The organism is Chryseobacterium sp. Leaf201, assembly GCF_001421435.1.
Lineage (GTDB): Bacteria > Bacteroidota > Bacteroidia > Flavobacteriales > Weeksellaceae > Chryseobacterium.
Genome location: NZ_LMKA01000079.1, coordinates 1 through 13,517, shown reverse-complemented (window position 1 = coordinate 13,517; position 13,517 = coordinate 1). Strand labels below are relative to the sequence as shown.

General features: G+C 40.6%; 12 protein-coding genes. All 12 read left to right on the top strand.

From position 1 onward, the window contains the following. The first annotated feature begins 99 nt into the window (after positions 1-99). Positions 100-1,299 carry a diaminopimelate decarboxylase gene (gene lysA, locus ASE55_RS11550; protein ID WP_056219539.1) on the top strand — a complete coding sequence of 400 codons (1,200 nt, stop codon included), beginning with the start codon at positions 100-102 and terminating at the stop codon, positions 1,297-1,299. A 193-nt stretch (positions 1,300-1,492) separates the two neighbouring features. After that, entirely contained in the window at positions 1,493-3,226 is a 1,734-nt protein-coding gene (locus ASE55_RS11545; RefSeq protein ID WP_056219536.1) for a thiamine pyrophosphate-dependent enzyme, read from the top strand. Beyond that, complete coding sequence (locus ASE55_RS11540; RefSeq protein WP_056219533.1) at positions 3,226-4,485, top strand: MFS transporter; 1,260 nt, start codon at positions 3,226-3,228, stop codon at positions 4,483-4,485. The genes ASE55_RS11545 and ASE55_RS11540 overlap by 1 nt, the downstream gene beginning before the upstream one ends. 99 nt (positions 4,486-4,584) lie before the next feature. Continuing rightward, the gene (locus ASE55_RS11535; RefSeq protein ID WP_238585043.1) at positions 4,585-5,073 is read left to right on the top strand and encodes an energy transducer TonB; all 489 of its coding nucleotides are present in this window, start codon (positions 4,585-4,587) and stop codon (positions 5,071-5,073) included. A gap of 18 nt (positions 5,074-5,091) precedes the next feature. Beyond that, positions 5,092-5,409 carry a hypothetical protein gene (locus ASE55_RS11530; protein WP_056219530.1) on the top strand — a complete coding sequence of 106 codons (318 nt, stop codon included), beginning with the start codon at positions 5,092-5,094 and terminating at the stop codon, positions 5,407-5,409. Then, positions 5,402-6,142 (top strand): energy transducer TonB, encoded by a 741-nt coding sequence (locus tag ASE55_RS11525; protein ID WP_157844647.1) that lies wholly within the window; start codon positions 5,402-5,404, stop codon positions 6,140-6,142. Before ASE55_RS11530 ends, ASE55_RS11525 begins: the two co-directional genes overlap by 8 nt. Positions 6,143-6,262: 120 nt before the next feature. Beyond that, positions 6,263-7,702, top strand: a complete 1,440-nt coding sequence (gene miaB, locus ASE55_RS11520; protein WP_056219524.1) for a tRNA (N6-isopentenyl adenosine(37)-C2)-methylthiotransferase MiaB — start codon at positions 6,263-6,265, stop codon at positions 7,700-7,702. Positions 7,703-7,761: 59 nt separating this feature from the next. Continuing rightward, entirely contained in the window at positions 7,762-8,196 is a 435-nt protein-coding gene (locus ASE55_RS11515; protein ID WP_056219522.1) for a hypothetical protein, read from the top strand. A gap of 87 nt (positions 8,197-8,283) precedes the next feature. Next, positions 8,284-9,579, top strand: coding sequence for a sigma-54 interaction domain-containing protein (locus ASE55_RS11510; RefSeq protein WP_056219520.1), 1,296 nt, complete (start codon positions 8,284-8,286; stop codon positions 9,577-9,579). Between the two features lie 11 nt (positions 9,580-9,590). Beyond that, on the top strand, positions 9,591-10,283 hold the full coding sequence (locus ASE55_RS11505; RefSeq protein ID WP_056219515.1) for a hypothetical protein: 693 nt from the start codon (positions 9,591-9,593) through the stop codon (positions 10,281-10,283). After that, on the top strand, positions 10,273-10,827 hold the full coding sequence (locus ASE55_RS11500) for an LptE family protein (protein ID WP_056219514.1): 555 nt from the start codon (positions 10,273-10,275) through the stop codon (positions 10,825-10,827). Before ASE55_RS11505 ends, ASE55_RS11500 begins: the two co-directional genes overlap by 11 nt. Before the next feature lie 16 nt (positions 10,828-10,843). Continuing rightward, a complete protein-coding gene (locus ASE55_RS11495) occupies positions 10,844-13,195 on the top strand; it encodes a hypothetical protein (RefSeq protein WP_128414558.1) in 2,352 nt (783 codons plus the stop codon). The last annotated feature ends 322 nt before the right edge of the window (positions 13,196-13,517 follow it).

The window sequence follows — 13,517 nt, the reverse complement described above, 5'->3', positions numbered from 1 at the left end:
AAAGGATAATCTTCTATATGTTTGATTTTAAAATATTAACAATTTGTTACTACATTTGTATTTCCTTAAAATCAAAAAAGAAGTTTAACCCCATTACTTATGAATTCACAAGATTTGTTACAGATTGCCAATGAGTTTGGCACGCCGGTGTATGTTTATGATGCTGAATCTATTAAAACTCAATATGAGAAACTGACCTCTTCTTTTTTAAAACACACGAAGTTCTTCTATGCTGCAAAGGCACTTACGAATATCAATATTTTAAAATATATCAAAAACCTGGGTGCTTCCTTAGACTGTGTCTCAATTAATGAAGTAAAACTGGGACTGAAGGCAGGATTCACCAAAGAAAAAATACTCTTTACGCCCAATTGTGTAGACCTGGCTGAAATTGAACAGGCTATGACACTGGGAGTGCATATTAATATTGACAACATTTCTATTCTTGAACAGTTCGGGAATAAATACGGAAATACATACCCGATTTTAGTAAGGATCAATCCGCATATCTTTGCCGGCGGGAACTATAAAATTTCTACAGGCCATATCGACAGTAAATTCGGGATCTCCATTCATCAGGTCCGTCATATCGAAAGGGTGATGAAAAGCACCAACCTGAATGTGGAAGGCCTTCACATGCATACCGGAAGCGAGATCAAGGATCCCGATGTATTCCTGCAGGCCCTGGATATTATGCTTGAACTTTCCGAGCATTTCCCGAACCTGAAATATCTGGATATGGGAAGCGGGTTCAAAATTCCTTATCAGGACAGCGAAGAAGAAACCGATGTAAGAACATTAGGGAAGAAAGTGGAGAAAGTAATCTCAGAATTTTCAAAATCAACAGGAAAGAAATTCGAACTTTGGTTTGAACCGGGGAAATTCCTGGTAGGGAAAAGCGGGTATCTTCTGGTAAAAGCCAATGTTATCAAACAGACCACTGCAACGGTTTTTGTAGGTGTAAACTCCGGTTTTAACCACCTCATCCGTCCGATGTTCTATGACTCTTACCATCAGATCAGCAATTTATCAAATCCTAAAGGTGCAGAAAGAATTTATACCGTGGTCGGGAACATCTGTGAGACCGATACTTTTGCATGGGACAGAAAACTGAACGAAGTAAGGGAAGGCGATGTTTTGGTTTTTCATAATGCGGGAGCGTACGGTTTTGAAATGAGCTCTAATTTTAATTCCAGATTGAAGCCGGCAGAAGTCCTTTTCCTGGACGGTAAAGCCCACCTGATCCGTAAAAGAGACGAGTTTGAAGATCTATTGAGGAATCAGATTGAAATATTATAGATTGTAACAAAAAGGATACAGATTTATTAACGACAGTTGTAATTAACGTTTAAATACAAGAGGCTTTGCAGGATGATACTGCAAAGCCTTTCTTTTTAAGTAAAATTTAAGGTATTATTATGTTTTAAAACGGGATAATGGCATAATCTTTACAGCTTTATATCTTTATTCTGAAACCAAATCAAATATCATTATGGCAAAAAATATAGCAGAGCAGATTGTAGAAATGCTTGAAAGTGCAAACGTGAAAAGAATTTACGCAGTAACCGGAGACAGCCTCAACCACCTTAATATGGCAGTTAAAAAAAGCAGTATTAAATGGATCCATGTACGGCACGAAGAAGTTGGGGCCTTTGCGGCGGCTGCAGAAGCTGAACTCGACGGGTTTGCGGTATGCGCCGGAAGTTGCGGACCGGGACATGTCCATCTGATCAACGGTGTCTATGAAGCCCACCGTTCGCACCTTCCGATGTTTGTGATTGCCTCTACCATTCCAAGTGAGGAAATGGGGACCGATTATTTTCAGGAAACCAACACCATAAAGTTATTTGATGACTGCAGCCATTACAACCAGATGATTACCAGGCCGGAACAGGTGCAGAGAATTATGCAGACAGCCATCCAGCATGCCATTTCCAAAAAAGGGGTGTCTGTAATCGGGCTTCCGGGGGATGTTTCCGAACTGGATGCAGAAGAAGCAGTAACTTCCAATAAAATTTTTAAAACAAATCCGGTCATCCGTCCTTCTGATGAAGAACTGAAAAGCCTGGCTGACCTTATCAACGGAAGCGAAAAAGTAACCCTCTACTGCGGAATAGGCGCTGAAAAAGCAGCTCCTGAAGTGGTACAGCTGTCAAAATATTTAAAGGCACCTGTCGGTTATTCTTTCAGGGGGAAAATGGCCATTCAGCCCAACAATCCCAATGAAGTCGGATTAACAGGCCTGCTCGGCCTTCCTTCTGCTTACCACGCCATGCATGAAGCCGATCTTTTGGTTCTTCTGGGCACCGATTTCCCATATCAGAAGTTCATGCCGGTAAAAAATAAAATCGTCCAGATTGATGAAAGCCCTGAAAGGCTGGGAAGAAGGGCAAAACTGGAGCTCGGGCTCACCGGTGATGTCAAAGAAACCATAAAAGCACTGCTGCCGCTGCTGAATGAGAAAAAAGATGTCAGTTTCCTGAACCAGCAGTTGGAGTTTTATGAAAAGGTAAAAGAAGACCAGATGATCTATGTAAAAGATCCCGGGACAGAAGATGCCATTCAGCCGGAATTTGTAACCCATATTTTAGATAAGCTGGCAAAGCACGATGCTGTTTTTACCGTTGATACCGGGATGTGCTGCGTCTGGGGAGCAAGATATATTACCGGGACAGGTGAGCGTAAAATGCTCGGCTCTTTCAACCACGGATCCATGGCCAACGCAATGCCGATGGCGATAGGTGCAGCCCTGGCCCATCCGCAAAGACAGGTGATCGCCATGTGCGGGGATGGAGGCTTATCTATGCTGTTGGGAGATATGGCAACAATTTTCCAGTATAAACTTCCTGTAAAGCTGATTGTCTTCAACAACAGGTCGTTGGGAATGGTAAAGCTGGAAATGGAAGTGGCCGGAATGCCGGACAATGAAACCGATATGGTGAATCCGGATTTTGCCATGCTTGCCCAGGTGATGGGCTATCCCGGAAAAAATGTCAGTAAGCCTGAAGAAGTTGAAAATGCCATTAAAGAATGCCTAGATTATGATGGTCCGTACCTTTTGAATATCTTTACCAACCGTAACGCACTGGCTTTACCCCCGAAGGTGGAACTTGAACAGGTACTGGGAATGACCAAAGCAATGACCCAATTAATGCTCGGAGGGAAAATGGAAGAAGCACTGGATACGGTAAAAAGCAACTATAAACATATTAAAGATATTCTGTAATGACTGACTCCCTTAAGAGACTGTATATTGTTGCCTGGATTTTCGGGCTGATTTTTTATTTCCTGGATTATGTAATCAGATCTGCACCTGCAGTAATGATCCCTGAACTGGTTAATAATTTCAATACCACCGAACTGAAGCTGATCAATATGGTCGGGACCTATTATTACACGTATTCTACCTGCAGCCTTATTGCTGGGATTGCACTGGATAAGTTCGGCGGCAAACGGTCTCTTTTCATCGGAACACTGATCCTTGGAATAGGATGTCTTTTATTTCTGCTTTCAAGCCAGGTGGCAGGAATTACCGGGAGGTTATTGCAGGGCGCCGGCTGTGCATTTGCTTTTCCCGGCTGTGTCTATCTGGCGAGTAAAGGATTTTCTTCCAAGTCTCTTGCAACCGCAATCGGATTTACCCAATGTATCGGAATGCTGGGTGGCACTGCCGGTCAGTTTATTGTTGGGCCTTGGGTGGAGCAGGGCATCAATATCAATTCATTCTGGCTTTGGTCAGGGATCGCAACAGTTATTACGGCATTCTGCCTGTTTTTTGTGATTCCGAAAGAGGAAAGGGAAAAAGAATCTGTTGACACGGAATCAAATGAAACGGAGTCGAAGCCTGTCGGTTATCTTGAGCCGTATAAAATTGTATTTAAAAATCCCCAGTCATGGCTGTGCGGAATTATATCAGGACTGCTGTTTGCTCCCACCACGATTTTTGCGATGACCTGGGCGGTTGCTTTTTTTCAGAAAGACCAGCAGTTCTCTTTTTCGGAAGCTGCCATTACCAGTGCGATGGTTGCATTCGGGTGGGTATTCGGATGTCCGCTTTTAGGATTTATTACCGATAAGATCGGAAGGCGGAAGCCGGTTCTTGTGGGTGGGGCACTCCTAATGATTCTGAGCCTGCTTCAGCTGATATTTTTACCGGAATTATATCCTGCGAAAATAAGCATGTTTATACTCGGTCTCGGATCCGGTGCTGCCATGATCCCTTATTCAGTCATCAAAGAAGCCAATCCTGATTTTGTAAAAGGAAGCGCAACGGGAGCTATTAATTTTATCACGTTTGGGGTAACCACTTTATTAAGCCCGGTTTTCAGCAGATGGTTCGGGAAAAGCCTTGGAACAGCACCGGGCACGGAGCATTTTCAGAATTCTATTTTATTCTGGATCGTCGGGATTATTCTGGCCATCCTGATTTCGCTGTTGCTGAAGGAGACGGGACGCAAAAGTTCCGAGCTTCCTTTAAGAGCTTAAACTTCGTAAATAATATCAGAAAACTTCGTTGTACAGCGAAGTTTTTTCTTTTTTTGATGTAATTTTGGTGCCTGTTACGGTCATAAATTATAGGATAATATGATGAAAACAATAGTACTGCTTATAGGGTTGCTGACGGCAAATTTTGCCTCTGCGCAGTTTGATGTTGAAGAAAGAGGCGACGATTTTATTGCGGAAAATAATAAGAATATTTTAAAAATAGAGATCAAAGAACCCTTATTTCAGGTAGCTGTTAAAAACTGTAATGATTTTAATACTGCTGATTTTGAAGGCGGGGTTTCCGCTTATAAAGAAATATTGAAAAAGAATATGTACGTGTATCTGAATACGGATTTTTATGTCCTGAACGGAGACTTTACATTTACGCTTACCATAGACCAAACTGGAAAGGTGACCGATATTGAAGGTGCTCCCCAAGTTGACAACAGCCGGATTTTCTTTGATGATATGAAATATTTGGTAAGAAGAATCAGAAAAAACTGGATCCCTGCGATGTGTAACGGAAAGCCGGTAACCTCACAGATAAAAATAAAAATGAATCTGTTATCAATTGCTGCAGATGTATAAAACTGCTTTTTAATACCCATGAAAAAATATCTTTTAATGATTCCTTTATTGCTTCTGAGCAGTAAAGCCCTTTCTCGGGAAACCGGATCCCAAACCCTGCAAACTTCAGAAATCAACCATAAGGCAGAATTTCCCGGAGATGATGAAGCCTTTCGTAAGGAATTCATGAATATGGTTCATGCCTTTAAAAACAACGAAATGTTTGTTGATAATATGAAATACGTGGCCAGAAAAATGAAAGGAAAATGGAAGCCCGCCGTGAAAAACGGAATTCCCGAAGTTTCTGAATCGGTAATGAAAGTTAATTTCAGCCATAATACCTATGATCATGATTAAAAGGATTTTATTGTTGGGACTGATCGGTGTTACAGTACATCTTTTTGGGCAGGTTATTTCATCAGAATTATATATTTATCCGAAAGGACAGGAAGCTTATACAGGAGGTGAGGTTCAGTTTTACAAAGATTTTCATCAGATTTTAATTGATAAAAAGCTAAAACCTTGTGAAAATAAGTCTGAGTTCTATTATTTGAAAGTTTTGGTTAATGAGAATTCTACTGTAAACTATGTAAAAGAGGAAACGGACACTGAAATGGAAACCAAGAACAAATGTGCTCATGATCTGAGTTTAGAGGTTCTTGAACATATGGATCGGTGGAACCCTGTAATTGTAGATGGTGTTAAAAAAAAGGCAGTATCAAGTTTCTTTATTTTTCCGGATGCTCTGTTTGGAAATTATAAGGAAGCATATGTCCCGGAAGTATATCCTGCTTCATTTGAAAGTCTGCCCGGAGGAATCAATAAATTTCGTGAAGAAGTTGCAAAAAGAATTGATCTCCGTGGTTTTGAATGGAAAAGTGCCTTTAAGCTTGTTGTGATTTTTGTAGTTGAGCGGGATGGCAGAATAAATGATATAAAGCTTGAGCAGTCTTCCGGTATAGAAGAATTTGATAACAGAATTATTGAAGGAATTAAAAGTGTTAGAAAAAAATGGACCCCCGGCAAAATAAATGGTGTTCCTGTAAGATATAGATTTAGACTCCCATTAAATTTTGGCCCTCCTCAATAGCCTCATGCCATTCTGTCACAATATTTTGTATCTTTGCAAATTAATTCAGAAGTTTAAAGTTTTAAAATTCAATGTCGGAAACTTTGAACTTTATCGTTTGAAACTTAAACAGAGACTATTGTGCAGGAAAAATATATAGACGAAACAAAACAGGGTGAAGCTTTTGCAGTTGCAGAGCGGGACGGTAATTCCAAGAAACTGTTCCTGGAAAGCTACGGCTGCCAGATGAATTTTTCGGATTCCGAAATTGTAGCTTCTATTCTTAATGAACAGGGATACAACACAACACTTAAAATAGAAGAGGCAGACCTTATCCTGCTGAATACATGCTCTATCCGTGAAAAAGCGGAGCAGACCGTAAGAATGCGTCTTTCACAGTTCAAAAACCTGAAGAAAGAAAGACCCCATATGACGGTCGGCGTTCTCGGGTGTATGGCCGAAAGGCTTAAAACCAAATTCCTGGAAGAGGAACAGCTGGTAGATTTGGTAGTCGGCCCCGATGCATACCGGGATTTGCCGAACCTTTTAAAAGAAACTGAAGATGGAAGAGACGCGATCAACGTTATTCTTTCAAAAGAAGAGACCTATGCAGATATCAATCCGGTCCGTTTGGGAGGAAACGGTGTAACCGCTTACGTAACCATTACCAGAGGCTGTGATAATATGTGTACATTCTGCGTGGTTCCTTTTACCAGAGGCCGTGAAAGAAGCCGTGATCCGCACTCGATTTTAGAAGAATGCAAAGACCTTGGGCGTAACGGATATAAAGAAATTACCCTTTTGGGACAGAATGTAGATTCGTACCTCTGGTACGGAGGCGGTCCGAAAAAAGATTTTGTCAAAGCCTCGGAAATGCAGCAGGCCACCGCTGTAAATTTCGCCCAGCTGCTTGATCTTGTGGCTAAAGCGGTACCTGAAATGAGAATCCGGTTCTCCACTTCTAACCCTCAGGATATGAGCCTGGATGTATTCAGAATGATCGCAAAGCATGACAATATCTGCAAATATGTTCATTTACCCGTTCAGAGCGGAAGCAATAAGATGCTGGAAGCCATGAACAGGCAGCATACCCGTGAGGAATATCTTGACCTCATCAGAAAAGCCAGAGAAATCGTTCCGGACATCGCGTTTTCCCAGGATATGATCGTTGGGTTCTGCAGCGAAACGGAAGAAGACCATCAGGATACCCTGAGCTTAATGAGAGAAGTGGAATATGACTACGGTTATATGTTTGCCTACTCGGAAAGGCCGGGAACGCCTGCGCATAAAAAAATGGAAGACAATATTCCGGCCGATGTAAAACAGAGGCGTCTGGCGGAAGTAATTGCATTACAGGGCGATTTATCAAGAAACCGTATGAAATCGTATGTTGGGAAAACCCATCAGGTCCTGATTGAAGGAATTTCCAAAAAAAATAAAAACCAGTGGAAAGGCAGAAACTCCCAGAATGCAGTCTGTGTATTTGATATGCTGGAAGGCCAGAAAATTGGTGACATTGTGAACGTTTTTGTATTTGATAATACGCAGGGCACACTTTTAGGGGAAACCGTTTCAAAATAAGCCGCACTTAAGATCAGGCATCATTTTTTAAAAATAAATCAGTAACCTACAAATTAACAATGGAAAAGTTTCAGAAATATTGCCTTGGTGTTTTGTTGGTGATCATATGCAGTAATGTCTCGGCACAAGCCAGCAATACCGCATGTTTTGAAAATGAAGACTGCAGGCAGCTATATGAACTGTATCAGCAGATTTTAAACCCTGATTGCAGCACTTCACAAAAACTTTGTGTAAAAGAAGAACAGAAGGTTCATCTGGCCATCAGCCGGAGACAGAATGCATCAGAGCTTATCGGGTATAGTTTCTGTTCAGAAACCCAAACCCATTATTATCAGGATAAGGCAGAATCCGGACTTTTTAGAAAGCAAGAGCACAGCCAGGCCCTGAAGAACTTCGAGAAAAACAGTCAAGCATATGCCTTCACTGATATTTTATATTTTAAAGCAAAAGTTTCAAAAATCAGGAACAAGGATTATTTAATGGTAATGAGTTAATAAGAATATATTAAATCATTTTCAACACATTAACTGAATTTCTGCAGCAGAATAGTAAAACTGCAGGAATAAATAATCTAAATTACTATGAATATCGAGTTACAAAATATAAAAAACCGTTTCGGAATCATCGGGAATTTTCCTGCCTTGAACCGTGCTTTGGAAAAAGCCATCCAGGTAGCCCCTACAGACATTTCTGTTCTGGTAATCGGGGAAAGCGGTGTCGGGAAAGAATTTATCCCGAAAATCATCCATTCAGAATCCAAGAGAAAACACCAGCCATATATTGTGGTTAACTGCGGAGCCATTCCGGAAGGAACCATTGATTCCGAATTGTTCGGACACGAAAAAGGAGCATTCACCGGAGCAACAGCCACCAGAAAAGGATATTTTGAAGTGGCAGACGGCGGAACCATTTTTCTTGATGAGGTAGGGGAGCTGCCTTTGCAGACCCAGGTTCGCCTGTTAAGGGTCCTGGAGAGCGGCGAATTTATGAAAGTAGGTTCTTCCCAGGTGCAGAAAACCAATGTAAGGATTGTTGCGGCCACGAATGTGAATATGATGAAGGCTATCCAGGACGGAAGGTTCCGTGAAGATTTATTCTACCGTCTGAATACCGTACAGATCGATATGCCGCCTTTAAGAGAAAGGAAAGGGGATATCCATCTGCTGTTCAGGAAATTTGCAATAGATTTTGCGGAAAAATACAGGATGCCTGAGCTGGAACTGGAGCCCGGTGCCGTGCATTATGTTGAAAGCTATGCTTTTCCCGGGAACGTCCGACAGTTGAGGAACCTGGTGGAGCAGATGACCGTGGTGGAGAGAGAAAGGCATGTTAAAGCAGAAAAATTAGCGGAATACATCCCTATGGAAACCCATCTTCCTATGGTTGTCAATACGCCTAATTCCCAGAAGCAGAGCGATTTCGGCAATGAAAGGGAAATCATGTACAAAATTCTCTTTGATATGCGTAACGATATTAATGATTTAAAATCCTTAACTTCGGAATTGATAAAAAACCGTGGGAATACAGACCTGAGCAACCATGAGAAAAACCTGATTAACAGGATTTATACCCCTGAGGCACAGCAGAATGTAGCACCGAATTCCTTGCTGTATTTTGAGAATAATAACAGTAATGACCATCCCGTTGTGCAGAATCCTACCATTATGTCCGGCCCGGAAGAAAGCTACGAGGATATTGAAGATATTGAAATTGAAGAAAACAAACCGGAATCACTGTCACTTCAGAATAACGAGAAAGACCTGATTATCAAAGCTTTGGAAAAGCATAAAGGACGCAGGAACAAAGCAGCAGACGAACTGGGAATTTCACAGAGGACACTGTACAGAAAAATAAAACAATATAATCTTGAAGAATAAAATTAAATAATATGATGAAATTAAATGCAAAGCCTGTCAATTTTAAGATGGGCGAATATATCAGTAACGGATATAATTTTTTAAAGAGCAACTTCGGAGATATCTTTGTTGCCTTCCTGCTTTGTTTTGTAATGTCAATCATTCCGTTTTGCGGCCTGTTGGCTATAGGGAATTTTTACAGATACTGCAGAGGGCTCCGCAGAGGGGAAAAGGTAAGTTCCGGGGATATCTTTAATTTTGACAATTTTATGCCGTATTTCATCATGCAGTTAATTTTGATCGGCGGATTGCTGCTGATTTATATTCCGATGATTATTTTCATACCGATTATGGCTAACGGAGATAACCTCTCTGCCGGTTTCGGGATATTATATATGGTTTATATGCTCTTTGTATATGTTGCAATTATAGTGGTTCTCATCAAGGCATTCTATATGACGGCCCTAATTTCACTGGGAGGCATTACAGATGTTAAAACAGCCTGGAATATGTCTGTAACAATGGGGAAAGGAAACGGACTGAATATGTTCCTGTTCATTCTTGTTGTTGCTATTTTAGGATATTTAGGCATTCTGGCTTGTGGTATCGGACTTTTACTGACCATACCTTTTGTATATACCGCTCAGTATTTTGCTTTGGAAGACGGGATGCAGCAGATTGAATATGACGAAATAAAAGAAATCGGATCTAAAAATGAATTTTAAAAAGAAAAACATACCATTTAAATTGTCCGGGTTTACCTGCATGCTGCTGTTGTGCCTGGGAACCCTTAATTCCTGTTACAGTTTCACCGGTTCGTCACTTACCGATGAAAAAACCATACAGATCAACGAGTTCCCGAACAATGCTCCTCTGGTAAATCCAACCCTGTCACAGCAGTTTTCTACTGATATACAGAACCGGTTTTTACAGCGGACTACCTTAAAAGGGACAAAAGAAAATCCGGATATCCTTGTGGAAGGCGAGATTACGGACTATTCCATTACGCCTACCACCATCAGTTCCAATACCACGACGAACCAGAGTACCGGCGGCGTGGTTCAGGACTCCCAGAATAAACTGACCATCACCGTGAAAGTGCATTATGAAAATAAGCTTCACCCGGATGTAAGTTTTGACAGAAGCTATTCTGATGAAGCTGTATTTAACAGCAATTTGTCGCAGTCTGAAATCGAAAGCTCTCAGGTAAAAATAGCAACGGACAGAATTATAAACAAGATATTTAACGACATTGTAGCGAATTGGTAAGATGAATCACAGAGTCTTGGAATTACTAAAAACCCCGAAAAATATTCAGTCAGAAGACCTCAGCCTTCTGAAAGAGGAAATAGATTCTTTTCCCTATGTTCAGAACATCAGGGCTTTATACCTGTATGGGGTCCACCGGTATGATAAAGAGAACTATCAGAAAGTGCTTTCAACAACAGCTGCCTATACCACAGACAAAAAAATTCTGTATCAGCTGATCAACGGTAAAATTCAGCAGCGGCCCAAGCCTGAGATACCATCTGAAACCGTAACGGAAAAGCCGGTTCCTGAACAAAAAATTTTAAAGCCTTTACAGCAGACGAAAATTTCAGGTTTTCCTCTCAAAAGAGAAGATGCTCCGGTTACCGAAAGTATCCCTGAAAGTATTGAGCCTGTAGAGGAAACTGTTGAAAACAAAGAACATCAGCGCATACTTCCTGAGCCCCGGCCTGAAATCAAACCTGTGTATGTTAATGGTGAAAAGAACAGGATTTTATTTGAAGGTGAAGAGAGTTTCATGGAAGATGAGGATGTAGAGACCATTGATCTTGAATCAACACTGGAATCAGGATCTATCGTTACCCAGAAGCCCAGAAAAGCAGAAGCTCCTGTTGCTGCTGAAAGTGAAAATGAGGCAGAAGAAAAAGATGGGCAGATTCAGGATCCGGTAAATGAAAGTCCTGACGAATTCACCCCTGAAACGATTATTGAAGAAGAAAAAATTATTGCTGAACCGGAAAAAGGAGAAGTAATCCTTGATGAATTAGAAGTAAGTTTCCATGAAACGGAAGCTTTTGTTCCTGAAGTTCAGGTTCAGAACAATGAATCAGAAGAAACCCTGGAGCCTGATGCAGCTGAAGAAAATACCGGAAGTACGGATACAGACAAGCCGGAAGAAGCATTCACTCCTGAAACCATTATTGAAGAAGAAAAAAATACTGCAGAACCGGAAAAAGAAGAAGTAATTCTTGATGAATCAGAAGTAAGTTTCCATGAAATGGAAGCTTTCGTTCCTGAAGTTCAGATTCAGAGTAATGAACCGGAAGAAATCCGGGATCCTGCCACAGCTGATGATCATGTTGAAGAACCGGATACGGCCCAACAGACCGGATTTACTTCGGAAAAGGTCATTGATGAAGATGAGATTTCCTCAGAAAAAGAAAAGGAAACCATTCAGGACGATGCTGAACTGAGCTTTCACGGGATGGAATCTTTCCTGCCGGAAGTAAAAATCCAGGCAAACAATACGGAAGAAAACAGCACCGCTGAAATCATTCAGTCGAATAACAACAAGCATGAAGATGAAATGCGCCGCCTGATTGAGAAAGTTGAGAAAAAGATGAAGGAAAAGGCTGCTTCTGATGTCGTTAAAAAAGAAGAGAAGGAAAAAGAGCCTGAAGATCTTGGTCATGACATCAGTTTTGCAGAAACCCAGAGCTTTGAGATACAGCCGTCTGAGCCGGAAATTAAAGAAGAAAGCAAGGAGGATATTGTTTCAGCAAAAGAAACGGAACCTGCATTAGCTGAAGACGTAAAAGAAGAAAAGGAAGAGAAAGAAACAACGGTAACAGAAGAGCCGGCAGAAGTAAAATCTGCATGGAAACCCATGTCATTTGAGTCCAATCTCCCGGATTCTTTACTCAGCAAATCAGCAGAAACTCCCCAGCCAAAAGCGGAAGTTGCAAAAACTGAAACAGCTCCTGAAGAAACTAAGGAAGAGGAAAAACCGGTTCAGGAAGAAATTCCACCTGCAGCGGATGAGCCTGCACAAACTGGGAACGTAGAGAAAGAATTTGAAAATATCACTGAACAGGAGCAGATCAATGATGATGAAACAGTGGAAACAGAATCTGAAAATAAAGAAGAAGCCCCGGTAATGAATGTTTCGTTCTTCGGTTCAGGATGGAGTATTGCGCAGCCTGAAAAAAACAAAAAAGAAACTGAAGGGCAGAATAGTTATAAAGTGCAGGAAGAAAAGACACAAGAGGCTCCTGTAAACGTAACTGTGCCTAATCCTGCCGACAGCAACGTTCCGGGATTCATCAATACATGGCAGAGCTGGCTGAAAATCGACAGGACTGAAGAGGTTGAAAAAGAAAAAGTGGAGATCAAGACCAAAGTGATTGAGGCTTTTATTGAAAATAACCCTAAAATCAGTCAGTTAAAAGATGAAGTCAATTTTGTGGTAAAAGAGAAAGGGGATGATATTTCACACTTAATGACGGAAACCCTGGCCAATCTGTATGTTGAACAGAAATTATATACAAAAGCCATCAAGGCATTTGAAATCCTGATCGGGAAACTGCCTGAAAAGGAAGCCTACTTCAAAGGTAAAATTAAGGAAATCAAGGATTTCAGAAGTAAGTAATAAATGATCTTCAGTGACAATGATTTTGAAGACTCTTATTTTTTAGAATTATTTCAAAGCGGAAATTAAGAAGAAGCGGCAGGAGAATTTTCTCCTGCCGCTTCTTCTTACAATTATATATATCATCATATATCCATAAAATGTCCATTTTTATTAATTGTAAAAATGGACATTTTTTATTACAATTATAAATCGAAAAATTTCTTAATTTAAATCATTTTATAAGAAATTTTTAATTGTCATGAAATTTTTATTACAATTATAAATCGAAAAATTTCTTAATTTAAATCATTTTATAAGAAATTTTTAATTGTCATGAAAT

Coding starts and splice junctions, on each gene's coding strand:
- ASE55_RS11525 (WP_157844647.1), top strand. CDS start 5,402: ATGATTAAAAGGATTTTATTGTTGGGACTGATCGGTGTTACAGTACAT.
- ASE55_RS11530 (WP_056219530.1), top strand. CDS start 5,092: ATGAAAAAATATCTTTTAATGATTCCTTTATTGCTTCTGAGCAGTAAA.
- ASE55_RS11500 (WP_056219514.1), top strand. CDS start 10,273: ATGAATTTTAAAAAGAAAAACATACCATTTAAATTGTCCGGGTTTACC.
- ASE55_RS11505 (WP_056219515.1), top strand. CDS start 9,591: ATGATGAAATTAAATGCAAAGCCTGTCAATTTTAAGATGGGCGAATAT.
- ASE55_RS11540 (WP_056219533.1), top strand. CDS start 3,226: ATGACTGACTCCCTTAAGAGACTGTATATTGTTGCCTGGATTTTCGGG.
- ASE55_RS11510 (WP_056219520.1), top strand. CDS start 8,284: ATGAATATCGAGTTACAAAATATAAAAAACCGTTTCGGAATCATCGGG.
- ASE55_RS11535 (WP_238585043.1), top strand. CDS start 4,585: ATGATGAAAACAATAGTACTGCTTATAGGGTTGCTGACGGCAAATTTT.
- ASE55_RS11545 (WP_056219536.1), top strand. CDS start 1,493: ATGGCAAAAAATATAGCAGAGCAGATTGTAGAAATGCTTGAAAGTGCA.
- ASE55_RS11515 (WP_056219522.1), top strand. CDS start 7,762: ATGGAAAAGTTTCAGAAATATTGCCTTGGTGTTTTGTTGGTGATCATA.
- lysA (WP_056219539.1), top strand. CDS start 100: ATGAATTCACAAGATTTGTTACAGATTGCCAATGAGTTTGGCACGCCG.